This window comes from Nocardioides panacisoli (genome assembly GCF_019448235.1).
Lineage (GTDB): Bacteria > Actinomycetota > Actinomycetes > Propionibacteriales > Nocardioidaceae > Nocardioides > Nocardioides panacisoli_A.
On record NZ_CP080409.1, the window covers coordinates 693607 to 717743 of the forward strand.

22 protein-coding genes are annotated in these 24137 nt (G+C 71.4%); 20 read left to right on the forward strand and 2 right to left on the reverse strand.

What is annotated here, in order from left to right:
• The 3 genes from KUV85_RS03460 (at position 1) to KUV85_RS03470 (ending at position 5301) form a co-directional block, all read left to right on the forward strand.
• Positions 1–933 (forward strand): RluA family pseudouridine synthase, encoded by a 933-nt coding sequence (locus KUV85_RS03460; protein ID WP_219961826.1) that lies wholly within the window; start codon positions 1–3, stop codon positions 931–933.
• A 160-nt stretch (positions 934–1093) separates the two neighbouring features.
• Positions 1094–4666 (forward strand): DNA polymerase III subunit alpha, encoded by a 3573-nt coding sequence (gene dnaE, locus KUV85_RS03465; RefSeq protein ID WP_219961827.1) that lies wholly within the window; start codon positions 1094–1096, stop codon positions 4664–4666.
• Positions 4663–5301, forward strand: a complete 639-nt coding sequence (locus KUV85_RS03470) for a hypothetical protein (protein WP_219961828.1) — start codon at positions 4663–4665, stop codon at positions 5299–5301. The genes dnaE and KUV85_RS03470 overlap by 4 nt, the downstream gene beginning before the upstream one ends.
• On the opposite strand, the gene KUV85_RS03475 is transcribed toward KUV85_RS03470, so the two are convergent.
• On the reverse strand, positions 5230–5895 hold the full coding sequence (locus tag KUV85_RS03475) for an LON peptidase substrate-binding domain-containing protein (RefSeq protein ID WP_219961829.1): 666 nt from the start codon (positions 5893–5895) through the stop codon (positions 5230–5232). The two genes, KUV85_RS03470 and KUV85_RS03475, sit on opposite strands and share 72 nt — an antisense overlap.
• Before the next feature lie 75 nt (positions 5896–5970).
• Here KUV85_RS03475 and hisD point away from each other — a divergent pair, with 75 nt between their 5' ends.
• Genes hisD through KUV85_RS03525 form a run of 10 tightly spaced genes read left to right on the forward strand, consistent with a single transcriptional unit; the run spans position 5971 to position 12957 of the window.
• Positions 5971–7317 (forward strand): histidinol dehydrogenase, encoded by a 1347-nt coding sequence (hisD, locus tag KUV85_RS03480; protein WP_219961830.1) that lies wholly within the window; start codon positions 5971–5973, stop codon positions 7315–7317.
• A complete protein-coding gene (locus tag KUV85_RS03485; protein WP_219961831.1) occupies positions 7314–8450 on the forward strand; it encodes a histidinol-phosphate transaminase in 1137 nt (378 codons plus the stop codon). The genes hisD and KUV85_RS03485 overlap by 4 nt, the downstream gene beginning before the upstream one ends.
• Positions 8447–9055, forward strand: a complete 609-nt coding sequence (hisB, locus tag KUV85_RS03490; protein ID WP_219961832.1) for an imidazoleglycerol-phosphate dehydratase HisB — start codon at positions 8447–8449, stop codon at positions 9053–9055. The genes KUV85_RS03485 and hisB overlap by 4 nt, the downstream gene beginning before the upstream one ends.
• 20 nt (positions 9056–9075) lie before the next feature.
• Complete coding sequence (gene hisH, locus KUV85_RS03495; protein ID WP_425299382.1) at positions 9076–9708, forward strand: imidazole glycerol phosphate synthase subunit HisH; 633 nt, start codon at positions 9076–9078, stop codon at positions 9706–9708.
• A gap of 43 nt (positions 9709–9751) precedes the next feature.
• A complete protein-coding gene (gene priA / locus KUV85_RS03500) occupies positions 9752–10486 on the forward strand; it encodes a bifunctional 1-(5-phosphoribosyl)-5-((5-phosphoribosylamino)methylideneamino)imidazole-4-carboxamide isomerase/phosphoribosylanthranilate isomerase PriA (protein WP_219961833.1) in 735 nt (244 codons plus the stop codon).
• Positions 10483–11259 (forward strand): imidazole glycerol phosphate synthase subunit HisF, encoded by a 777-nt coding sequence (gene hisF / locus KUV85_RS03505; RefSeq protein ID WP_219961834.1) that lies wholly within the window; start codon positions 10483–10485, stop codon positions 11257–11259. Before priA ends, hisF begins: the two co-directional genes overlap by 4 nt.
• A 4-nt stretch (positions 11260–11263) precedes the next feature.
• Positions 11264–11632, forward strand: coding sequence for a phosphoribosyl-AMP cyclohydrolase (hisI, locus tag KUV85_RS03510; protein WP_219961835.1), 369 nt, complete (start codon positions 11264–11266; stop codon positions 11630–11632).
• A complete protein-coding gene (locus KUV85_RS03515; protein WP_219961836.1) occupies positions 11629–12252 on the forward strand; it encodes a Trp biosynthesis-associated membrane protein in 624 nt (207 codons plus the stop codon). The genes hisI and KUV85_RS03515 overlap by 4 nt, the downstream gene beginning before the upstream one ends.
• Before the next feature lie 54 nt (positions 12253–12306).
• Positions 12307–12495 (forward strand): HGxxPAAW family protein, encoded by a 189-nt coding sequence (locus KUV85_RS03520; protein WP_219961837.1) that lies wholly within the window; start codon positions 12307–12309, stop codon positions 12493–12495.
• A gap of 12 nt (positions 12496–12507) precedes the next feature.
• The gene (locus tag KUV85_RS03525; protein ID WP_219961838.1) at positions 12508–12957 is read left to right on the forward strand and encodes a DUF2752 domain-containing protein; all 450 of its coding nucleotides are present in this window, start codon (positions 12508–12510) and stop codon (positions 12955–12957) included.
• A gap of 26 nt (positions 12958–12983) precedes the next feature.
• On the opposite strand, the gene KUV85_RS03530 is transcribed toward KUV85_RS03525, so the two are convergent.
• Positions 12984–13346, reverse strand: a complete 363-nt coding sequence (locus KUV85_RS03530; protein ID WP_219961839.1) for a DUF4190 domain-containing protein — start codon at positions 13344–13346, stop codon at positions 12984–12986.
• A gap of 136 nt (positions 13347–13482) precedes the next feature.
• On the opposite strand from KUV85_RS03530, the gene trpC reads away from it, so the two are divergent.
• The 7 genes from trpC (at position 13483) to KUV85_RS03565 (ending at position 24036) form a co-directional block, all read left to right on the forward strand.
• Complete coding sequence (gene trpC, locus KUV85_RS03535; protein WP_219961840.1) at positions 13483–14265, forward strand: indole-3-glycerol phosphate synthase TrpC; 783 nt, start codon at positions 13483–13485, stop codon at positions 14263–14265.
• The gene (trpB, locus tag KUV85_RS03540; protein WP_219961841.1) at positions 14265–15494 is read left to right on the forward strand and encodes a tryptophan synthase subunit beta; all 1230 of its coding nucleotides are present in this window, start codon (positions 14265–14267) and stop codon (positions 15492–15494) included. Before trpC ends, trpB begins: the two co-directional genes overlap by 1 nt.
• Positions 15491–16285 (forward strand): tryptophan synthase subunit alpha, encoded by a 795-nt coding sequence (gene trpA, locus KUV85_RS03545; RefSeq protein WP_219961842.1) that lies wholly within the window; start codon positions 15491–15493, stop codon positions 16283–16285. Before trpB ends, trpA begins: the two co-directional genes overlap by 4 nt.
• The gene (locus tag KUV85_RS03550; protein ID WP_219961843.1) at positions 16278–16883 is read left to right on the forward strand and encodes an SCO family protein; all 606 of its coding nucleotides are present in this window, start codon (positions 16278–16280) and stop codon (positions 16881–16883) included. The genes trpA and KUV85_RS03550 overlap by 8 nt, the downstream gene beginning before the upstream one ends.
• Positions 16884–16907: 24 nt before the next feature.
• Positions 16908–17891: a prolipoprotein diacylglyceryl transferase gene (gene lgt, locus KUV85_RS03555; RefSeq protein ID WP_219961844.1), complete on the forward strand. Its 984-nt coding sequence runs from the start codon at positions 16908–16910 to the stop codon at positions 17889–17891.
• A gap of 105 nt (positions 17892–17996) precedes the next feature.
• Positions 17997–22574, forward strand: a complete 4578-nt coding sequence (gene gltB, locus KUV85_RS03560; RefSeq protein ID WP_237690193.1) for a glutamate synthase large subunit — start codon at positions 17997–17999, stop codon at positions 22572–22574.
• Positions 22567–24036 (forward strand): glutamate synthase subunit beta, encoded by a 1470-nt coding sequence (locus KUV85_RS03565; protein ID WP_219961846.1) that lies wholly within the window; start codon positions 22567–22569, stop codon positions 24034–24036. Before gltB ends, KUV85_RS03565 begins: the two co-directional genes overlap by 8 nt.
• Positions 24037–24137 lie beyond the last annotated feature (101 nt).

Here is a 24137-nt window from a genome sequence, read left to right on the forward strand (position 1 = left end):
GTGGTCGACCACCGACAGCTGCCCGTGCCGGACAGCCTCGAGGGCGAGCGCGTCGACGTCGCCATCTCCCAGCTCTTCGGGCTCTCCCGGACCCGTGCTGCCGACCTGATCGTCGAGGGCGTCGTCCACCTCGACGGCGGCACCGTCGGCGGCAAGAGCGAACGGGTGCTCGCCGGGGCGGTACTCGAGGTCGAGATCCCGGTCTCCTCCGACCCCCTGACCGTCGTGCCCGAGGTCGTGGAGGGCATCACGATCATCCACGACGACGAGTCGATCGTGGTGATCGACAAGCCGGTGGGTGTGGCCGTGCACCCCTCGCCCGGTTGGAAGGGCCCCACCGTCGTCGGGCACCTCGCCGCGGCGGGCTTCCGCATCGCGACGAGCGGCGCCTCGGAGCGACAGGGCATCGTCCAGCGCCTCGACGTCGGCACCTCCGGCGTCATGGTCATCTGCAAGTCCGAGCACGGCTATGCCCTGCTCAAGAACGCCTTCCGCCGCCGGGCGGTCGACAAGACCTACCACGCGCTGGTGCAGGGGCACCCGGATCCGTTGGCCGGCACGGTGGACGCGCCGATCGGCCGGCGCCCCGGCGCGGACCACCGGTTCGCGGTGATGGACGGCGGCCGCGCCAGCATCACCCACTACGAGACGCTGGAGGCGCACCGCTTCGCGAGCCTGCTCGAGGTGCACCTCGAGACCGGGCGCACCCACCAGATCCGGGTGCACATGTCCGCGTTGAAGCACCCGTGCTGCGGCGACCTGACCTACGGCGCCGACCCGGTCCTCGCCGAGCGCCTGGGCCTGCAGCGCCAGTGGCTCCACGCCATGCGGCTGGGTTTCGAGCACCCCGACACCGGCGAGTACGTCGAGTACGAGTCGACCTATCCGCAGGACCTGCAGCAGGCACTGGACACGGTCCGCGAGAGCCACTGAGCCGATCACCGCGAAGACTCCCGCGGATGTCGGCGGGGCTGCCCAGGCTGCACCCCGAGGTCGCGTAGGCTGACGTTCCTTCCCCGCCGAGTCGTCGCCACCGTCGCGTCGGCCTCCGCCGTCCAGTCGCACCACGCAATCGGGAGACACCAGCAACACCATGGCCGCCGGTCCGAGTGGGTCCACGTCCGGGGACTTCGTCCACCTCCACGTCCACACCGAGTACTCCATGCTCGACGGGGCATCGCTGCTCGACGGGCTCTTCGAGCGGGTCAACGAGCTGGACATGCCGGCGATCGCCATGACCGACCACGGCAACCTCCACGGTGCCTACGACTTCTGGTCCAAGGCCCGCAAGCACGACGTGAAGCCGATCATCGGCATCGAGGCCTACCTCACCCCGCAGACCCACCGCAGCGAGCGGCGCCGCGTGCGGTGGGGCCAGGGCGACATGGCCGAGGAGGGCGGCAACGACGTCGCCGGCGGTGGTGCCTACACCCACATGACGATGTGGGCCGAGAACACCCCCGGGATGCACAACCTGTTCCGGCTCTCCTCCTACGCCAGCCTCGAGGGCTTCTACTACAAGCCGCGCATCGACCGCGAGCTGCTCCACCAGTACGCCGACGGCATCATCGCCACCACCGGCTGCCCCTCCGGCGAGATCCAGACCCGGCTGCGCCTGGGCCAGTACGACGAGGCGCGCAAGTCCGCGGGGGAGTTCCAGGAGATCTTCGGCAAGGACTCCTTCTTCCTCGAGCTGATGGACCACGACATCGACATCGAGAAGCGGGTCCGCAACGACCTGCTGCGGCTCGGCAAGGAGCTCGGGCTGCCGCCGGTGGCGACCAATGACTCCCACTACAGCCAACCCGGCGACGCCGAGGCGCACGACGCACTGATCTGCGTCGCATCGGGCAAGCGGCTGGCCGACCCCAATCGGCTGAAGTTCGCCGGGGGCGGCTACTACGTGAAGTCCGCGGCCGAGATGCGTGAGACGTGGGCCGACCGGTTCGGCATGCCCGAGGCGTGCGACAACACCCTGCTCATCGCCGAGCGGTGCGACGTCGACTTCACCGAGTCCACCGGCGGCTACATGGCCCGGGCGGACGTGCCGGCGAGCGAGGACGAGGAGTCCTGGTTCGTCAAGGAGGTCTGGCGTGGCATCGAGGAGCGCTACCCCGGCACCCGGCTCAACGACCGGGTCAAGGAACGCGTGCAGATGGAGCTCGACGTCATCCGCACCAAGGGCTACTGCGGCTACTACCTGGTGGTCGCCGACTTCATCGGCTGGGCCAAGCGCAACGGCATCCGCGTCGGCCCCGGTCGTGGATCAGGCGCCGGCTCGATCGCGGCGTACGCCCTGGGCATCACCGACCTCTGCCCCCTCGAGCACGGCCTGATCTTCGAGCGGTTCCTCAATCCCGAGCGCCCCTCGATGCCCGACTTCGACATCGACTTCGACGAGCGTCGGCGCACCGAGGTCATCCAGTACGTCAGCGAGAAGTACGGCAGCGACCGCGTCGCCTACATCGCGACGTTCGGCCGGCTCAAGGCCAAGGCGGCGATCAAGGACGCCGCACGGGTGCTCGACCACGGGTTCGCCATCTCCGACCGCATCACCAAGGCGATGCCGCCGGACGTGATGGGCAAGGGCGTGCCGCTGAAGGACATATTCGACGACAGCCACAAGCGCTTCGCCGACGGTGCGGAGTTCCGCACCCTGCACGAGCAGGACCCCGACGTCCGCACGATCTACAAGACCGCCCTCGGCCTCGAGGGCCAGATCCGGCAGTGGGGCGTCCACGCGGCCGGCGTGATCATGTCCAGTGAGCCGCTGGTCGACATCGTGCCGATCATGAAGCGCGAGCAGGACGGCGCGATCATCACGCAGTTCGACTACCCGATGTGCGAGTCGCTCGGGCTGGTCAAGATGGACTTCCTGGGGCTGCGCAACCTCACCGTCCTCGACGACGCGGTCGCCAACATCAAGATCAACCGCGGCGAGGACGTCGTCGTGGAGGACCTGCCCTTCGACGACCCCGCGACCTTCGAGCTGCTCACCGCCGGCGACACGCTGGGGGTCTTCCAGCTCGACGGCGGCCCCATGCGGGCGCTGCTGCGCAGCATGCGGCCGGACAAGTTCGCCGACATCTCCGCGGTCGGTGCGCTCTACCGTCCCGGCCCGATGGGTGCGGACTCGCACAACAAGTACGCCCGCCGCAAGAACGGGCGCGAGGCGATCGAGCCGATCCACCCCGAGCTGGCCGACGCGCTGGAGCCGGTGCTGGGTGAGACCTACGGCCTGATCGTCTACCAGGAGCAGGTGATGGAGATCGCCCAGGTCCTGGCCGGGTTCACGCTCGGTGAGGCGGACATGCTCCGTCGCGCCATGGGCAAGAAGAAGAAGGAGGAGCTGGACCGCCAGTACGTCGGCTTCCAGTCCGGCATGCTCGAGCGCGGGTTCTCCCAGGAGGCGATCACCGCGCTGTGGGAGATCCTCCTCCCGTTCTCCGACTACGCCTTCAACAAGGCCCACTCCGCGGCGTACGGCGTCGTGTCCTACTGGACCGCCTACCTCAAGGCGCGCTACCCGGCCGAGTACATGGCCGCGCTGCTGACCTCGGTCAAGGACGACAAGGACAAGATGGCGGTCTACCTCAACGAGTGCCGCCGCATGAAGATCGCGGTCCTGCCGCCCGACGTCAACGAGTCCCAGGCGACCTTCACCCCGGTCGGCCACGACATCCGCTTCGGCCTGACCGCCATCCGCAACGTGGGCCGCAACGTCGTCGACCAGGTCGTCGCCGCTCGCGAGGAGCAGGGTCGGTTCGTCGACTTCGACGACTTCATGGCCAAGGTGCCTGCGCAGGTGTGCAACAAGCGGGTCGTCGAGTCGCTGATCAAGGCCGGCGGGTTCGACGACCTCAAGCACAAGCGCCGCGCCCTCGTGGCGGTCCACGAGTCCGCGGTTGACCAGTACGTCGACATCAAGCGCAACGAGGCCATCGGCCAGGACTCGCTCTTCGCCGGTCTGGACGACGAGGACGGCGGCGACTTCGGGGTGCAGGTCGCGATCCCCGACATCGACGAGTGGGACAAGACGACCCTGCTCGCCCACGAGCGCGACATGCTCGGCCTCTACGTGTCCGACCACCCGCTCTACGGCCTCGAGCACGTCCTGTCCAACACCGCGGACTGCACCATCGGAGAGCTGATGGCCGACGAGGACCGGCCTGACGGCTCCACGGTCACGGTGAGCGGACTGGTGACCTCGGTGCAGCGCAAGATCACCAAGAAGGGGGACCCGTGGGCGATGGTCACCCTCGAGGACCTCGAGGGTGCCGTCGAGGTCCTGTTCTTCCCCAGCTCCTACCAGCTGGCCAACACCCTGCTGATGCCCGACGCGATCATCTCGGTGCGGGGCCGGCTCTCGCGCAGCAAGGACCAGCCCGAGCTGCACGCCCAGGAGGCGACGGTCCCCGACCTGGACCGCTCCGAGGAGGGCCCCGTCGTCATCAGCCTGCCGGCCACGCGCTGCACGGCGCCGGTGGTGTCGCAGCTCAAGCAGGTCCTCTCGACCCACCCCGGAGTGACCGAGGTGCGGCTGCGGCTGCTCAACCGTGACTCGACCAAGCTGATGCGCCTCGACGACCGACTGCGGGTCTCGCCGAGCTCGGAGCTGTTCGCGGAGTTGAAACAGTTGCTCGGTCCGGGATGCTTGACGGGGTGAGCACCCCGACCCCGCCCCCGCCCCCTCCGCCCCCCGTGCCCGGCACCCGGCGCGGGGTCCTCCGTCGCGTGCTCGTCGCGGTGGGCATCCTGGCCGGCGCGGCCGGCCTGGGGTGGGTCGCCGGACAGGCGTGGTGGCAGTGGTGGTCGCCCGCGCCGACCGGCTTCGTCTACGAGACCGCCGAGGGGCTGCGGTGGATCGCCGAGCCGGTCGACGCCGGGTCGGCCCAGCTCTTCTCCGCCACCGGTCAGTACGTCGCCATCGGCAGCGCTCTCGGCGTGCTGCTCGGCTGCGTGGTCGCGGCCCTGACCCGCGGCTGGGAGCTGGCCGGACTGGCGGTGGGCCTGGTCGCGGCGGCGCTAGCGGCGGTCGTGATGGTCACCGTCGGCACCGACCTCAGTCCGCCGGACCCGGCTTCGCTGGTCGAGGAGGCAGGCGCCGGTGCCGAACTGCGGGGCGCGCTGCAGGTGCCGGGCTGGTCGCCCCACGTCGCCTGGCCGGCCGGGCTGCTGCTGGGCCACCTGGCCGTGACCCTGCTCGCCCCCCGCCGTCCGCGGGGCTCCTCAGTTGGGGGAGAACCGGTTGCGCGCCACGTCGGTGGCGGGCAGCGACGGGATCACGTTCAGCGCTCGTAGCTCGCTGCGCAACAGCGTGGTCAGGCGGGTGAGCCGGTCGGTGGCGTCGTCGTTCTCCAGCAGCGCCTGCCGCTCCGGCATCGGCAGCGGCACCGCGGCGGCGAGTGCCCACGACAGGTACCCCGGATCGCGGGGGAGCGTCCCCGGGTGCGGGTCGGTGGCGAACTGCCCGACCTGGTGCCGATAGGCGGTGAACATCCCGCGAGCGACGATGGCGACCTCGTCGTCGACCGGCGCGCCGGTCTCGGGGACGTCCTCCACCTCACCCACCGGGTAGGTGTCGGTCGGGGTGAGCCGGTTGAGACGGATCCGGTCCCGCACCACGGCGACGATGTCGAAGGTGCCGTCCTCGTGGGCCTCGTGCTGGGTGAGCTGGAGACGCACGCCGAGGCGGAACAGTGACTGCGCGCCGTGGTCGCCGACCTCGTACCCCTCGCGGATCGCGACCGACCCGAAGACACGATCGGCCGGGTCCGCGACGTCGAGCAGCTCCCGCACCAGGGCGGTGTAGCGGTCCTCGAAGATCCGCAGCGGCACACTCGCCCCGGGGAACAGGACGGTGCTGAGGGGAAACATCGGCAGCGTGGTCGCCACCCCACCAACCTAGGCGGTGTCCACCGCGCACCGGCGAAGCGGCCCCCAGGCGTGGCGCCCCATAGAATCGGACACATGATCCGACGCATCGACCTGCGCGCGGAGGACCCGGATTCGGTCGACTACCGCGCAGCCGTGCCCCGCGCCGACTTCGACGTCGAGGCGGCGGTGCCGGCGGTGCATGCGATCTGCGAGGCCGTGCGGCACCGCGGCCTGGCCGCGATCCGCGAGTACGCCGCGCAGTTCGACGGCGTGACGCTGGCGGACGTGCGGGTCTCGAGCGAGGCGATGGTGACAGCACTGGAGCAGCTCGATCCCGACGTGCGGGCGGGCCTGGAGGAGTCCATCCGCCGGTTGCGGATCACCAGTGAGCACGAGCTCGAGCGCGATGCCACCACCGAGCTCGCGCCCGGTGCGCGCGTGACCCACCGCAAGGTGGCGATGGACCGGGTCGGGGTGTACGTCCCCGGCGGTCTCGCGCCTTTGGTGTCGAGCGTGCTGATGAACGTGGTACCGGCGCAGACCGCGGGAGTGCGGGAGATCGCACTGGCGAGCCCACCCCAGCGCGAGTTCGACGGCAGCGTGCACCCGACGATCCTCGCTGCCTGCGCGCTGCTGGGGGTCGAGGAGGTGTACGCCGTCGGCGGTGCCCAGGCGATCGCGATGTTCGCCTACGGCACCGAGGGACCCGACGCGCCCGACGGCTGCCGTCCGGTCGACCTCGTCACGGGGCCCGGCAACATCTACGTCGCGACCGCCAAGCGGCTGGTGCGCGGCCGGGTCGGCATCGACTCGGAAGCCGGACCCACCGAGATCGCGATCCTCGCCGACGACACCGCGGAGGCGGCGTACGTCGCGGCGGACCTGATCAGCCAGGCCGAGCACGACCCGATCGCCGCCTCGGTCCTGGTCACCGACTCCGAGCGGTTGGCCACCGAGGTCGAGACCGAGCTGGAGCGCCAGGTCGCCGCGACCAAGCACACCGAGCGCATCACGACCGCGCTGGCGGGGGAGCAGTCGGGCATCGTCCTGGTCCGCGACGTCGAGCAGGGCATCGCCGTGGTCGACGCCTACGCCGCCGAGCACCTCGAGATCCACACCGCGGACGCCGCGTCCGACGCCGCGCGCATCCGCAACGCCGGTGCGATCTTCGTCGGTCCGCACGCGCCGGTGAGCCTGGGCGACTACTGCGCCGGCTCCAACCACGTGCTCCCGACCGGCGGGTGCGCCTGCCACTCCTCGGGGTTGTCGGTGCGCGCCTTCACCAAGTCGGTGCACGTCGTGGACTACAGCGCCGCGGCGCTGGCCGAGGTCGCCCACCACGTGGTCGCACTCGCCGATGCCGAGGACCTTCCCGGTCACGGCGCCGCGGTCCGGGTGCGCACCGAGGCGGCCCGGGACCTCCCGGGGGACGACGCATGAGCTTTCCCCCGATCCGTGAGGAGCTGCGTGGCCTCACGCCGTACGGCGCGCCCCAGCTGGACGTGCCGGTGCAGCTCAACACCAACGAGAACCCCTACGCCCCCTCTGCGGCCTGCGTGGCGGACATCGCGCGCGCTGCGGGCGAGGCCGCCGCGCGCCTCAACCGCTACCCCGACCGCGAGTTCACCGTGCTGCGCGAGCGGCTCGCCGACTACCTCACCGCGGACCTGCGGTCGACGGGCAGCGACGCGCCGGGGGTCACCGCGGGCCAGGTCTGGGCGGCCAACGGGTCCAACGAGGTGATGCTCCAGGTGCTGCAGGCCTTCGGCGGCCCGGGACGGACGGCGCTGAGCTTCGCGCCGACGTACTCGATGTATCCCGAGTACGCCCGCGACACCCACACCGCGTGGGTCGCGGGCCACCGCGAGCACGACTTCACCCTCGACCCCGTCCACGCACGCGAGCTGATCGAGCAGCACCGGCCGCACGTCGTGCTGCTGCCGAGCCCGAACAACCCCACGGGGACCGCGCTGGCCCCCGAGACCGTGACGCTGTTGTGCGAGGCGGTGGGGGAGTCCGGTGTGGTCGTCGTCGACGAGGCGTACGGCGAGTTCCGGCGTACCGGCACGCCCACGGCCCTGGAGCTGCTGCCCCGGCACCGCAACCTGGTCGTCACGCGCACGATGAGCAAGGCGTTCGCGGCCGCCGGGCTCCGGCTGGGCTACCTCGCCGCCGACCCCGCGATCTGCGACGCGATCCGTGTCGTCCGGTTGCCCTACCACCTCTCGGCCACCACCCAGGCGGTCGCCGTGGCGGCGCTGGACCACGCCACCGAGCTGCTCGGTGGCGTGGCCGACCTGCGCGACGAGCGCGACCGGACGGTGGTCTGGCTGCGCGAGCAGGGCCTCCAAGTGGCGGACTCGGACGCCAATTTCTGCTTGTTCGGCACCTTCGAGGACCGGCATGCTGTCTGGCAGGGTCTGCTGGACGCGGGTGTCCTGGTCCGCGAGGTCGGCCCGGAGGGCTGGCTGCGGGTGTCGATCGGCACCCACGAGGAGATGGCGACGTTCCGGGACGCGTTGCGCCACGCGATGCACCACCACGGCCCCCAAGGCAAGGAGACAACCGTATGAGTCGCACGGCAACGATCGAGCGGGGCACCAAGGAGTCCAAGGTCCACGTCGAGGTCGACCTAGACGGCTCCGGCAAGGCCCAGGTCTCCACCGGGGTCGGGTTCTACGACCACATGCTCGACTCCTTCGCCCGCCACTCCCTGGTCGACCTCACCGTGCACACCATGGGTGACGTCCAGATCGACGCCCACCACACGGTCGAGGACACTGCGATCGTGCTGGGGCAGGCACTGCGCGAGGCGCTGGGCGAGAAGAAGGGCATCCGCCGCTTCGGCGACGCGACCGTGCCGCTGGACGAGGCGCTCGTGCAGGCCGTCGTCGACGTGTCCGGGCGCCCGTACTGCGTCCACACCGGCGAGCCCGAGGGGCAGGCCTACGTGCAACTCGGCGGCGACGGCGTGCCCTACCTCGGGTCGCTGACCCAGCACGTCTTCGAGACGATCTCGTTCCACGCCCACCTCGCGCTGCACGTGCGGGTGCTCGCGGGCCGGGAGCCGCACCACATCGTGGAGACCCAGTTCAAGGCCTTCGCCCGCGCCTTCCGCGACGCGATCGCCCTGGACCCGCGCGAGACCGGTGTGCCCTCCACCAAGGGCGCGCTCTGACCCCGCAGCGACCCGACGTCGTGGTCCTGGACTACGGCTCGGGCAACCTCCGCTCCGCCGTGCGCGCGATGGAGCGCGCAGGCGCGGCGGTGACGCTGACCGACGACATGGACGCGGCACTCGCGGCCGACGGACTGGTCGTCCCCGGCGTCGGTGCCTTCGCCGCCTGCATGGCCGGCATCCGTGGGATCCGCGGCGAGCGCCTCATCGCGCGCCGACTCTCCGGCGGGCGACCGGTGCTGGGCATCTGCGTGGGCATGCAGGTGCTCTTCGAGCGCGGCATCGAGCACGGCGTCGAGACCGAGGGCTGTGGCGAGTGGCCCGGCGTGGTCGAGCGGCTGCAGGCGCCGATCGTGCCCCACATGGGATGGAACCGGGTCCAGCCCCCGTCGGACTCGTCGCTGTTCGCCGGCGCGGCCGAGGAGCGGTTCTACTTCGTCCACTCCTACGGCGTACGTGAATGGGCGCTGACCACCAACGACCGCACGCCGGCGGCGTACCAGCCGCGGGTGACCTGGGCCGAGCACGGCGGCGACCGGTTCGTCGCCGCGGTCGAGAACGGCCCGCTGTGCGCCACCCAGTTCCACCCGGAGAAGTCCGGCGACGCCGGGGCCCGCGTCCTCGCCAACTGGGTCGCCGGCCTCGCCGCGTGACACCCCGCCACGACACGGGGGCGACCGCCCCCGGAAGGACGAGATGAGCAACTACCTCGAACTCCTCCCCGCCGTCGACATCCAGGACGGCCAGGCCGTGCAGCTCGTGCAGGGCGTCGCCGGGTCCCAGAAGGCCTTCGGCGACCCGATCGAGGCGGCGCTGCGCTGGCAGGAGGCCGGTGCGGAGTGGCTGCACCTGGTCGACCTCGACGCCGCGTTCGGCCGCGGCAGCAACCGCGCCCTGCAGGCCGAGATCACCGCCCGGCTGGACATCGACGTGGAGATGAGCGGCGGCATCCGCGACGACGCGTCCCTCGAGGCCGCGATGGCCACGGGCTGCCGACGGGTCAACATCGGCACCGCCGCGCTCGAGCAGCCCGAGTGGTGCGCCCGAGCGATCGCCACCTACGGCGACCGGGTCGCGGTGGGGCTGGACGTGCGCGGCCGCACGCTCGCCGCGCGTGGCTGGACCCGCGAGGGCGGCGACCTCTACGAGACCCTCGAGCGCCTCGACCGCGAGGGGTGCGCCCGCTACGTCGTCACCGACGTCAACAAGGACGGCATGCTGCAGGGGCCGAACCTGGACCTGCTCGGTGACGTGTGCGCCGCCACCGACCGCCCGGTCGTGGCCTCGGGGGGAGTGACGACGCTCGCCGACATCGAGGCGTTGATGGGCCTGGTCGCCGACGGCGTCGAGGGCGCCATCGCAGGGACCGCCCTCTACGAGGGCCGGTTCACCCTCCAGGAGGCCCTCGCCCTGACCAAGGGTGCGGCATGAGCCTGGCCGTGCGCGTCATCCCGTGCCTGGACGTCGACGCCGGCCGGGTCGTCAAGGGCGTCAACTTCAAGGAGCTGCGCGACGCCGGTGACCCGGTGGAGCTAGCGCGCACCTACGACGCCGAGGGTGCCGACGAGCTGACCTTCCTCGACATCTCCGCCTCCCACGAGGGACGCGCGACCACGTTGGAGATGGTGGCCGCGACCGCCGAGCAGGTGTTCATCCCGCTCACTGTCGGTGGCGGTGTCGGCTCGGTCGAGGACGTCGACCGGTTGCTGCGGGCCGGCGCGGACAAGGTCGCGGTCAACACCGCGGCGATCCGTCGCCCCGACCTCGTCGCCGAGATCGCCGACCGGTTCGGCAACCAGGTCCTGGTGCTGTCGGTGGACGCCCGCCGGGTGCCCGGCGGTGCGAGTGAGGCCTGTCCCTCCGGCTTCGAGGTGACCACCCACGGCGGACGCGAGTCGGCCGGGCTGGACGCCATCGCGTGGGCGGTGCAGGCGACCGAGCTCGGTGCGGGGGAGATCCTGCTCAACGCCATGGACGCCGACGGCACGACCGACGGGTTCGACCTCGAGCTGATCGAGTCCGTACGCCGCGAGGTCACCATCCCGGTGATCGCCTCCGGCGGCGCGGGCGCGGTCGAGCACTTCCCGCCGGCGGTCGACGCCGGGGCCGACGCCGTGCTCGCCGCCACGGTCTTCCACTTCGGCACGCTGCGCATCGGCGAGGTGAAGGACACCCTCGCCGCCGCCGGCCACCCCGTACGCTGAGCCCGTGCCGGACCTGGATCCCGCGATCGCGGAGCGCCTCACCCGCAACGATGCGGGGCTCGTCCCTGCCGTCGTGCAGCAGCACGACACGCGCGAGGTGCTGATGCTGGCCTGGATGAACGACGAGGCCCTGCGCCAGACCCTGACCACCGGGCGCGCGACGTACTGGAGTCGTTCCCGGCAGGAGATGTGGGTCAAGGGCGAGACCTCGGGGCACCGGCAGTGGGTGCACGAGGTGCGCCTGGACTGCGACGGCGACACCCTCCTGGTCCTCGTCGACCAGGAGGGGCCGGCCTGCCACACCGGTGCGCGCACGTGCTTCGACGCCGACCGGCTCCCGCTCGGTGCCGAGACCGGGGGAGGCCCGGCGTGACCGCCGCTGAGGCGACCGGAGCGACCGACCCACCGCGCGGCCGGCGCCGCACCTTCGTCCCGGCCCTGCTGGTCGGACTGCTGGCGGGCGCCGTGGCGGCGGTGGCCGGCAACCAGGCGTGGGTCGAGCCCGCGAGCGACTCCCCGGCCGGCTCGATCGGCCAGGTGGCCGCCATCGCGGCGGATGCGTCCTCGCCCCTGACGACTGCCGTCGCGCTGGTCTCGCTGGCGACGTGGGGCGTGGTGCTGGTGACGCGCGACCGGTTCCGGCGCGTGATGGCCTGGTTCGGCGCCCTGGTGGCCGTGGCGCTGCTGGTCGTGGTGGTGCTGGGACTGGCCGCGGCACCGGACGACCTGCGTGACCTGATGGCGCAGTACGGCATCACCGAGCCCGACCTGCGGCGTACGCCGTGGTCCTGGGTCGCGCTCGCCGCGACCCCCTTCGCGCTGGCGGCCGCGCTCGCCGCGGCCAGGGACGTGCGCCACTGGCCCCAGATGGGCAGCCGGTACGACGCGCCCAGCGCGCCGGACACGGCCACGGCGGACGACGACCCGGCCGAGGAGCAGTCCCACCTGGAACTGTGGAAGTCGCTCGACGAGGGCTCCGATCCGACGCGGTGAGCCTCCCCTACAATGATCCGGCACGCATCACCGGCACGAGGAGCTCCAGCGCAGATGGCACATCACGGCAACACCCCGGCGGCGTGGACGGCTGTCCTGATCGCGCTGGTCGGCTTCGTGGTCGGCGGCGTGGGCTTGATGTTCAGCCCCATCGAGATGGCCATCTTCTGGGTCGGCTGTGCGATCGTGGTCGGTGCGGGCATCGTGTTCGTCGTCATGGACAAGATGGGTCTGCACGACTGACCGGGAGGCACCATGAGCGTCGGTGAAGCGCCGACCCTGCTCCCGCGGGGGACCGACGGCCGCCCGCGCTGGCAGCGGATGGTCGCGCCCGCCGCGGTCGCCGGCGGACTGCTCGCGGCGACGGTCGCTCTCCACGTGCGCGACCCGCACGCTGCCGGCTCGTGGGGCATGTGCCCGAGCGCAGCGCTCGGCTTCTGGTGCCCCGGGTGCGGTGGTCTTCGAGCGGTCAACGACCTCAGCAACGCCCAGGTGGCCGACGCCGCGTCGAGCAACCTGCTCTTCGTGGCCTCGCTGCCGCTGATCGCCTACGCCTTCTGGCGCTGGAGCGCCGGACGGTTCACCGGACGCGCCTGGCGGCCCAGCGCCGCCACCGGCAACGTCGTGGCCGCCGGACTCGTGGTCGCGATGGCGGTCTTCACCGTCCTGCGCAACCTGCCGGCCGGGTCCTGGCTGGCGCCCTGAGCGAGCCCGACCCGGCCAGCATCGGGTCACACGTTGGTGTTCCAGGTCATGTCGACCACGCCGGTCGCCACCAGCACCCAGTTGACGATGCCCAGCACGACGCCCACGACGCCGAGGATGATGCCGGCGAGGGCCATGCCGCCGCCGGTCTTCATGCCACCGGACTCGGCGACCTCCTTGCGGCCGAGGAAGCCGAGCACGGTCGCCGCGATGGACACCACGAAGATGCCCGAGCAGCACAGGCCGACGATGCCGACGATCATCGAGATCAGCGACATCACCGACATGCTCCGCTGCTCACCGGCGGGCGGTTGGCCGCCGTAGGGCGAGTCGCCACCCGGGGGAGGCGGGGGCGGGGTGCCGTAGTTCGGGGGCTCGTTGACGCTCATGGGGGAGTCCCTTCGACATCGGCCCGGCCGAGCACCGGGCGGTTGCGGTGACCCTACCGGGGCCGTGACAGACTCGGTGCAGCAGCGGCAGGCCGCTGTGGACCCAACTGCTGTGCGAGGAACGGAGAGGCGCGACATGTCGGTGCTCGACGAGATCGTCGCCGGCGTGCGTGAGGACCTCGCCGTCCGGGAGTCGTCGACGCCGCTGGTCGAGGTCCGCGCGATGCTCGCCGACGCCCCGGCGCCGCGGGACCCGATGCCCCACTTCCGTGCTCCGGGATCGAGCGTGATCGCCGAGGTGAAGCGCCGGAGCCCCAGCAAGGGGGACCTGGCCGAGATTCCCGACCCCGCCTCGCTGGCGCGCGAGTACGCCGCCGGCGGCGCCGGCGCGATCAGCGTGCTGACCGAGGCGCGCCGGTTCGGCGGCAGCCTCGACGACCTGCGCGCGGTGCGCGCCGCCGTGGACGTGCCGGTGCTCCGCAAGGACTTCCTCGTGACCGAGTACCAGGTGCTCGAGGCCCGAGCCGCCGGCGCCGACCTGGTGCTGTTGATCGTCGCCGCGCTGACCGACGAGGAGCTGCGCCGGCTGCACGACACCGCCCGCGAGCTCGGCATGACGGTGCTGGTGGAGGTCCACGACGAGGCCGAGACCGCACGTGCGGTGGACCTGGGAGCGGAGCTGATCGGCGTCAACGCCCGCAACCTCAAGACCCTCGACGTCGACGCCGGCACCTTCGGCCGGCTGGCGCCCCTGATCCCCGAGGACCGGGTACGCGTCGCGGAGTCGGGCATCACCGGCCCTGCGGACGTCGACGACTTCGTGGCCGCGGGCGCCCGCGTGGTGCTCGTCGGCGAGGCACTGGTGCGGGGCGGCACGCCCCGCGAGGCCGTGGCGGCCATGACCGGACGGGAGGCCTGATGGAGCTCGACCAACAGCACGGTGCGGACGCCCTCGGCTGGTTCGGTGGCACCGGCGGCTTCGGTGGCCGGTTCATGCCCGAGGCGCTGATCGCCGCCCTCGACGAGCTCGACGTCGCGTGGCGCGACGCCCTCGCCGACCCGGCGTTCACCGAGGAGTTCCAGCGCCTGCTGCGCGAGTACGCCGGCGTCCCCTCCGCGCTGTACGACGCCACCCGGCTCTCGGCCGAGGCGGGCGCCCGGATCCTGCTCAAGCGCGAGGACCTCAACCACACCGGGGCGCACAAGATCCGCAACGTGCTCGGCCAGGCCCTGCTGACCAAGCGCATGGGCAAGACGCGCGTGATCGCGGAGACCGGTGCCGGACAGCACGGTGTCGCGAGCGCCACCGCGGCGGCGTACCTCGGCCTGGACTGCACCGTCTACATGGGCGAGGTGGACACCGAGCGCCAGGCCCTCAACGTCGCGCGCATGCAGCTGTTGGGCGCCGAGGTGGTCCCGGTGACCAGCGGATCCCGGACGTTGAAGGACGCGATCAACGAGGCGCTGCGCGACTGGGTGGCCAGCGTCGACCACACCGCCTACCTCTTCGGCACCGCTGCCGGACCCCACCCGTTCCCCAGCCTGGTGGCCTCCTTCGTGCGCGGCATCGGCGACGAGGCGCGGCAGCAGTGCCTCGACCTCACCGGTTCGCTGCCCGACGCCGTCGCCGCCTGTGTCGGTGGCGGCTCGAACGCCATCGGCCTCTTCGCGGGCTTCGTGGACGACCCCGGGGTCGCGATCTACGGCTTCGAGGCCGGCGGCGAGGGCGTCGACACCGATCGGCACGCCGCCACGATCCACGCCGGCAGCGTCGGCGTCCTGCACGGCGCCCGCACCTACGTCCTGCAGGACGAGGACGGGCAGACCGTGGAGTCCCACTCGATCTCGGCCGGCCTGGACTACCCGGGGGTCGGCCCGCAGCACGCCAGCCTGGCGGCCACCGAGCGCGCCACCTACGTCCCCGTCACCGACGACCAGGCGATGGCGGCGATGTCGCGCCTGGCGCGCACCGAGGGGATCATCTGCGCGATCGAGTCCGCGCACGCGGTCGCCGGGGCCCTGGAGTTGGCGAAGCAGCGCCCGGGGCAGACGCTGCTGGTGAACCTGTCGGGCCGCGGTGACAAGGACATGGGCACCGCGCTGGAGTACTTCGGGCTCGGCGAGGCGGGCCGGGAGTCCGACACGTGAGCGCCGCGACCGCCTTCGAGAAGGCCCGCGCCGAGGACCGGGCCGCACTGGTCGGCTACCTGCCTGCCGGGTTCCCCGACGTCGAGGCGAGCATCGCGGCCCTGCGCACCATGGTCGACGCGGGCTGTGACGTCATCGAGATCGGCCTGCCCTACAGCGACCCCGTGATGGACGGGCCCACCATCCAGACCGCCGCGCAGCAGGCACTGGAGGCGGGCACCCGCACCAGCGACGTGCTGCGCGTCGTGGAGGCCGTGGCCGGGACCGGCACCCCCACACTCGTCATGACCTACTGGAACCCCGTCGAGCGCTACGGCACGGAGCGGTTCGCCCGCGACCTCGCCGCCGCCGGGGGAGCGGGACTGATCACGCCCGACCTCACGCCGGACTTCGCGCCGGAGTGGATCGCGGCCGCCGACGCCCACGACCTGGACAAGGTGTTCCTCGTCGCTCCCTCCTCGACCGATGAGCGCATCGCGATGACCACGGCCGCGTGCCGCGGCTTCGTCTACGCGACCGCCGTCATGGGCGTCACCGGCGCCCGCGAGTCGACCAGCGACCTCGCCGGACCACTCGTCGCCCGCACCCACCGCACCACCGACCTGCCCGTCGGCGTCGGCCTGGGGGTCAGCAACGGTGCGCAGGCGGCCGCCGTGGCGGCGTACGCCGACGGCGTGATCGTCGGGTCCGCGTTCGTGCGGACCCTCCTGGACCACCCCGGCGACGCCGCGGCCGGACGGCGTGCCCTCGGCTCGCTCACCGAGGACCTCGCGGAGGGCGTCCGTGCGTAGTCTCCTGGCCCGGTTGTCCCTGCTGCTCGTGGCCGCCCTGGTGGCCGGCTGCGGTGCTGACGCCTCCTCCGCCGAGTTCAACGGGGTCCGCCTGGAACAGCCGTACGGCGTCCCCGACGTCCCGCTGACCGACACCAGCGGGGCGTCGTACTCGCTGAAGGAGGACCGGGAGGACGCGCTGACGATCGTCTTCTTCGGCTACACCCACTGCCCCGACTACTGCCCCCTGGTCATGGGGTCGCTCTCGGCGGCGATGAACCACCTCTCCGAGGAGGACCGCGAGCGGGTCAACGTCACCTTCGTGACGACCGACCCCGCGCGCGACGACGAGCAGGCCCTGCGTGACTACCTCGACGGCTACGGATCGGAGTTCGTGGGCCTCACCGGCGACCTCGAGCGGGTCGTCGAGCTCGCCGAGCCCCTGCACATCTACGTCGCCGACGGTGCCGAGCTGCCCAGCGGCGGCCGCGACCTCGGCGGCCACACGACGGCGACCCTGGCCATCGGCGAGGAGGACGAGGCCGTCGCGTTGTGGAAGCAGGACACCTCGGCACTGGAGTACGCCGAGGACATCCACGCGCTGCTCGCCGACGACTGACGGCCCGACGACGGAGACACCAACGTGCTGCTGCCCGACCTGATCCCCGGCCTCATCGCCGCCAGCATCCCCAGCCCCTCCCAGGGCGTGTGGGAGCTCGGACCGGTGCCGATCCGCGCCTACGCGCTGTGCATCATCACCGGCATCATCGTCGCGATCTGGCTGGGCGAGCGCCGCTGGGTGGCGCGGGGCGGTCAGCCCGGCGAGGTCCAGGACCTCGCGCTGTGGGCGATCCCGTTCGGCCTGGTGGGCGCCCGCGCCTACCACGTCGCGACCGACTGGCAGCAGTACTTCGGCGAGGGCGGCGATCCGGTCGCCGCGCTCTACGTCTGGCGCGGCGGCCTCGGCATCTGGGGCGGCGTGGCCCTGGGCGCGCTGGGCGTCTACCTCGGTGCCCGGCAGAAGGGCATCCGGATCTCGGCCGTCCTCGACGCGCTCGCCCCCGGCGTGCTCCTCGCCCAGGCCATCGGTCGCTGGGGCAACTGGTTCAACCAGGAGCTCTACGGCAGCCCCACCGACCTGCCCTGGGCGCTGGAGATCGACCAGGAGAACTTCTCCGGCAGCTACGTCGACCAGCTCGCCGCCTCCGGGCAGCCGATCCCCGAGGTGGCGACCTTCCACCCGACGTTCCTCTACGAGAGCCTGTGGAACCTCGCGGCGTTCGTCGTGGTGCTCTGGCTCGAGCGTCGCTACCGGCTCGGGTACGGGCGCGTGGTCGCGGCGTACGTCATGGCCTACACCGCCGGGCGTGCCTGGATCGAGCACGTCCGCATCGACGACGTGCAGCTCGACGACGTCCTGGGCCTGCGGTGGAACGTGTGGATGTCGATCGCGCTGTTCCTGCTCGCGGCCGCCTACTGGTGGTGGTCGGCACGCCGGCACCCCGGCCAGCCGGAGTCGGTCTACGTCGACGGGCGCGGACCCGTCGAGACCGTCGCCGACGGCTCCGCGGAGCCGGCCGATGACACCGATGTGACCGAGGCCACGCAGGAGCGCTCCGAGGAGTGAGGATGGCACGGGCCAGTTGACGCGGTGGTAACGTGGAGTTTCCGCCGCGTGGGCCACCGACGTCCCTTGCGACCCACCTTCCGTGGTGCTCTCTCACCACGGACGATGCCGACGGGAGAACTCCAAGTGCCCTATCCGCACGCGTTCCCGCCGCCTGAGGGTCTCTACGACCCGAGTCACGAACACGACGCCTGTGGTGTTGCCTTCGTGGCGACGATGACAGGTGAGGCGAGCCACGACATCGTGGTCAAGGCGCTGACCGCGCTCCGCAACCTCGACCACCGCGGCGCCGCCGGCGCCGAGCCCAACTCCGGCGACGGCGCCGGCATCCTGTTCCAGGTGCCCGACGCCTTCCTGCGCGAGGTCGCCGACTTCGACCTGCCCGCGGCCGGCGAGTACGCCGTCGGCACGGCGTTCCTGCCGGGCGAGGACGACCACGTCGCCAAGACCCGCACGCGGCTGGAGGAGATCGCCGCCGAGGAGGGCCTGACGGTCCTGGGGTGGCGTGACGTTCCGGTCAACCCCGACATCCTCGGCACGATGTCGCTCGCCGTGATGCCGACCTTCAGCCAGCTCTTCGTCGCCGGCTCGGACGGCGCGACCACCGGCATGGCGCTGGAGCGGCTCGCGTTCTGCCTGCGCAAGCGCGCGGAGCGGGAGACCGACGTGTACTTCCCGTCGCTCTCGGCCCGCACGCTGGCCTACAAGGGCATGCTGACCACCGAGCAGCTCGACGAGTTCTTCCCCGACCTGCGCGACGAGCGCATGGCCTCGGCCCTCGCCGTGGTGCACTCGCGGTTCTCGACCAACACCTTCCCGAGCTGGCCGCTGTCGCACCCGTTCCGCTTCATCGCCCACAACGGCGAGATCAACACCGTCATGGGCAACCGCAACTTCATGCGGGCCCGTGAGGCGCTGCTGGAGTCCGAGGTGATCCCCGGCGACATGGAGCGGCTCTTCCCGATCTGCACGCCCGACGCCTCGGACTCGGCCACCTTCGACGAGGTGCTCGAGCTGCTGCACATGGGCGGGCGCAGCCTGCCCCACGCGGTGCTGATGATGATCCCCGAGGCGTGGGAGAACCACGAGGAGATGGACCAGAAGCGGCGCGACTTCTACCGCTTCCACGCCTCCTTGATGGAGCCCTGGGACGGCCCGGCCTGCGTGGTGTTCACCGACGGCACCCAGATCGGCGCCGTGCTGGACCGCAACGGCCTGCGACCGTCGCGCTACTGGGTCACCGACGACGGCCTCGTCGTCATGGCCTCCGAGGTGGGCGTCCTCGACATCGACCCCGCGTCGGTGGTCCGCAAGGGCCGCCTGCAGCCGGGCCGGATGTTCCTCGTCGACACCGAGGAGCACCGCATCGTCGAGGACGAGGAGATCAAGGACGAGCTCGCCGCCGCGCATCCGTACGACGAGTGGCTGCACGCCGGCCAGCTCCACCTGGACGACGTCCCGGACCGCGAGCACGTGGTGCACACCCACGCCTCCGTCACGCGGCGCCAGCAGATCTTCGGCTACACCGAGGAGGAGCTGCGGGTCCTGTTGACCCCGATGGCCAACAGTGGCGCTGAGGCCATCGGCTCGATGGGCACCGACACCCCGATCGCGTCGCTGAGCAACAAGCCGCGGCTGCTGTTCGACTACTTCGCGCAGCTCTTCGCCCAGGTCACCAACCCGCCGCTGGACGCGATCCGCGAGGAGCTGGTCACCTCCCTCGGCGGCACCATCGGTCCCGAGGCGAACCTGCTCGACGCCTCCCCGGCCTCGTGCCGCCAGGTGGTGCTGCCCTTCCCGGTCATCTCCAACGACGACCTGGCCAAGATCCGCCACATCAACCGCGAGGGCGACCACCCGGGCTTCATCACCCACGTCTCCCGCGGGCTGTACGACGTCAAGGGCGGCGGCACCGCCATGGCGGCCCGGATCGACGAGATCTGCCAGGAGGTCAGCGACGCGATCGCCGACGGGGCGCGCATCATCGTGCTCTCCGACCGGCACTCCGACGCCGACGAGGCGCCGATCCCGTCGCTGCTGCTCACCGGCGCCGTGCACCACCACCTGGTGCGGGAGAAGACCCGCACCCAGGTCGGGCTGCTCATCGAGGCCGGTGACGTCCGCGAGGTGCACCACGTCGCGCTCCTCGTCGGCTACGGCGCCGCCGCGGTCAACCCGTACCTGGCGATGGAGTCGGTCGAGGACCTCGCGCGCGAGGGCTACTTCGTCGACAGCGACCCGCAGGCCGCGGTCGACAACCTGATCAAGGCCCTGGGCAAGGGCGTGGTGAAGGTGATGTCCAAGATGGGCGTCTCCACCGTCGCGTCCTACACCGGTGCGCAGATCTTCGAGTGCGTCGGCCTGTCCCAGAGCGTGGTCGACCGGTACTTCACCGGCACGACCTCCAAGCTGGGCGGCATCGACCTCGACGTGATCGCGCAGGAGGTCGCCAAGCGGCACCAGACGGCGTACCCGCCCAGCGGGATCGCGCCCGCGCACCGCGAGCTCACCATCGGGGGCGAGTACCAGTGGCGCCGCGAGGGTGAGCCGCACCTGTTCAACCCCGAGACGGTGTTCCGGCTTCAGCACGCGTCCCGGACGCGTCGCTACGACATCTTCAAGGAGTACACCCGGGCGGTGGACGACCAGTCCGAGCGGCTGATGACGCTGCGCGGCCTGTTCAAGTTCGCCGACCCGGCCGACTACGGCCGGGAGTCGATCCCGATCGACGAGGTCGAGCCGGCCTCGGAGATCGTGAAGCGGTTCTCGACCGGTGCGATGTCCTACGGCTCGATCAGCCAGGAGGCGCACGAGACCCTCGCGATCGCGATGAACCGACTGGGCGCCAAGTCCAACACCGGTGAGGGCGGCGAGGACGTCGAGCGGCTCTACGACCCCGAGCGCCGCAGCTCGATCAAGCAGGTCGCCTCGGGTCGCTTCGGTGTCACCGCGGACTACCTGACCAACGCCGACGACATCCAGATCAAGATGGCGCAGGGCGCCAAGCCCGGCGAGGGTGGCCAGCTGCCCGGCAACAAGGTCTACCCGTGGGTGGCGAAGACCCGGCACTCCACGCCGGGCGTCGGTCTGATCAGTCCGCCGCCGCACCACGACATCTACTCCATCGAGGACCTGGCGCAGCTGATCCACGACCTGAAGAACGCCAACCCGGCGGCCCGCATCCACGTGAAGCTGGTCTCCGAGGTCGGCGTCGGCACGGTCGCCGCCGGAGTGTCCAAGGCGCACGCCGACGTGGTGCTCGTCTCCGGCCACGACGGTGGCACGGGTGCCGCACCGTTGACCTCGCTCAAGCACGCGGGCGGTCCGTGGGAGCTCGGCCTGGCCGAGACCCAGCAGACGCTGCTGCTCAACGGCCTGCGGGACCGGATCGTGGTGCAGACCGACGGCCAGCTCAAGACCGGCCGGGACGTCGTCATCGCCGCCCTGCTGGGCGCGGAGGAGTACGGCTTCTCCACCGCCCCGCTGGTGGTGTCGGGGTGCATCCTGATGCGGGTGTGCCACCTGGACACCTGCCCGGTGGGCATCGCGACCCAGAACCCGGTGCTGCGCGAGCGCTACAACGGCCAGGCCGACCACGTGGTGAACTTCTTCGAGTTCATCGCCGAGGAGGTGCGCGAGCTGCTCGCCGAGCTCGGGTTCCGCACCCTGGACGAGGCCATCGGTCGTGTCGAGGCGCTCAACACCCGCGAGGCGGTGGACCACTGGAAGGCGTCGGGGATGAACCTCGAGCCGATCCTGCACAAGGTCCAGCGGTCCGAGACCCACTTCCCGGACCAGGACCTGCACTGCACGCAGGGCCAGGACCACTCCTTGGAGGTCTCGCTGGACGTCACCGAGCTGGTGCCGTTGGCGCAGCCGGCCATCGAGTCCGGTGAGCCGGTGCGTGCCCAGCTGCCGGTGCGCAACACCAACCGCACCGTGGGCACGATCCTCGGGCACGAGATCACCAAGAAGTACGGCGCGGAGGGGCTTCCCGACGGCACGGTGGACATCACCTTCACCGGCTCCGCGGGCCAGTCCTTCGGTGCCTTCGTGCCGCCGGGCGTCACGCTGCGCGTCGAGGGCGACGTCAACGACTACCTCGGCAAGGGGCTCTCCGGTGGTCGCCTCGTGGTGCGCCCGGACCGGAGCGCGACGTTCCGCGCCAACGAGCACATCATCGCCGGCAACACCATCGCCTACGGCGCCACGTCGGGTGAGATCTTCATCCGCGGCGAGGTGGGGGAGCGGTGCTGCGTGCGCAACTCCGGCGCCACCGTGGTGACCGAGGGTGTGGGCGATCACGGGTGCGAGTACATGACCGGTGGTCGGGTCGTGGTCCTGGGCAAGACCGGACGCAACTTCGCGGCCGGCATGTCCGGTGGCTACGCCTACGTGCTCGACCTGGACCAACAGCGGATCAACCCCGAGCTGGTGGAGATCTCCGCCGTCGGGGGTGAGGCCGCCGACGAACTGAAGGCCCTGATCAACCGGCACTTCGAGGCGACCGGATCCGACGTCGCCGAGGAGCTGCTGGCTGACTGGGAGGCGGCGCTGCCGCGCTTCGCCGAGGTCATCCCCAGCGACTTCAAGCGGGTCCTGGAGGCCCGCGCGAAGGCGCTGGAGGAGGGTCTGGACGAGGACCAGGCTGCCGCTCGCATCATGGAGGTGCTGCATGGCTGACCCGAAGGGATTCCTGAAGGAGGGGCGCGAGGAGGCGACCCGCCGTCCGGTTGACGAGCGCGTCAACGACTGGGACGAGGTGTACCCCGACGGCATCGGGCGCGCGCTGCTCCCGATCATCACCCCCCAGGCGGGCCGCTGCATGGACTGCGGCATCCCGTTCTGCCACAAGGGCTGCCCGCTGGGGAACCTGATCCCGGAGTGGAACGACCTGGTCTGGCGCGACGACTGGGAGGGTGCGATCGAGCGGCTCCACGCGACGAACAACTTCCCCGAGTTCACCGGGCGGTTGTGCCCCGCGCCGTGCGAGCCGGCCTGCGTGCTGGGGATCAACCAGGACCCGGTCACCATCAAGAACGTCGAGGTCTCGATCATCGACCGGGCCTGGGAGGACGGCAACGTCGTCCCGCAGCCGCCCGAGTGGCTCTCGGGCAAGACGATCGCCGTCGTCGGCTCCGGACCCGCCGGGCTGGCCGCCGCGCAGCAGCTGACACGTGCCGGCCACACCGTCGCGGTCTACGAGCGGGACGACAGCCCGGGCGGACTGATGCGCTACGGCATCCCCGAGTTCAAGATGGAGAAGCGCCACCTGGACCGTCGCCTGGACCAGATGATGCGCGAGGGCACGATCTTCCGCTCCGGCGTGACCGTCGGCGAGGGCAAGCTGACCGGTGACGCGCTGCGTGACCGGTACGACGCGGTCGTGCTCGCCACCGGCGCGACGGTGCCGCGTGACCTGCCGATCACCGGCCGCGACCTCGGTGGCATCCACCAGGCGATGGACTTCCTGCCCCAGGCCAACCGGGTGGCGCTCGGCGAGGAGGTCGAGGACCAGGTCACGGCCACCGGCAAGCACGTGGTGATCATCGGCGGCGGCGACACCGGCGCCGACTGCCTCGGCACCTCGACCCGCCAGGGTGCGGCGTCGATCACGCAGCTCGAGATCATGCCCGAGCCGCCGCTGGACCGCCCCGAGGGCCAGCCGTGGCCGACGTACCCGATGCTGTTCCGGGTGTCCTCGGCCCACGAGGAGGCCGGCGACCGTGTCTACTCGGTCTCGACCAAAAAGTTCCTGGGTGACGAGGACGGCAACGTCCGTGCCCTGAAGCTCGTCGAGGTCGAGTTCGTCGACGGCAAGCTCGTCGAGCACGAGGGCACCGAGCGGGAGATCCCGGCGGAGCTGGTGCTCTTCGCGATGGGCTTCACCGGTCCCGAACAGCCCGGCGTGGTCGAGCAGCTCGGTGTGGAGCTGGACGAGCGGGGCAACATCGCCCGTGACGACGCCTACCGGACCAACCTGGACGGCGTCTTCGTCGCCGGCGACGCCGGTCGCGGCCAGTCGCTGATCGTGTGGGCGATCGCCGAGGGGCGTGCTGCCGCCGCATCGGTCGACCGGTACCTCACCGGGCAGACCAACCTGCCGGCGCCGATCCGCGCCAGCGAGCGCCAGCTGACGGCCTGACACGGCTCGAGTCGGCGCCAACTCGGCCCCGTCGCACAGTGATGCGGCGGTGGCCAGCCGAGTTGGCGCCGACTCGGCAGGCCACCGGTTCGCGCACGCGG